The 218-nt window shown below is 65.1% G+C and carries 1 protein-coding gene; it reads right to left on the reverse strand.

Going from position 1 to position 218, the window contains the following annotated elements:
- Positions 1-218 (reverse strand): HAMP domain-containing protein (locus ACSNN9_RS28825; protein ID WP_436676439.1); only part of this gene is annotated, 218 nt, incomplete at both ends.

The raw sequence follows: 218 nt of genomic DNA on the forward strand, positions 1-218 counted from the left end.
TTGCCCTCCGTGCCCACCTCGCGCGCGACGCGGGTCACCTCGTCGGCGAACGACGACAGCTGGTCCACCATCGTGTTCACCGTCGACTTCAATTCCAGGATCTCGCCCCGGGCGTCCACGGTGATCTTCTGCGACAGGTCACCCTTCGCCACGGCCGTGGTGACCGAGGCGATGTTGCGCACCTGCGACGTCAGGTTCGACGCCATCGAGTTCACGTT

It is taken from the genome of Micromonospora sp. URMC 107, from assembly GCF_051386315.1.
Taxonomy (GTDB): Bacteria; Actinomycetota; Actinomycetes; order Mycobacteriales; family Micromonosporaceae; genus Micromonospora.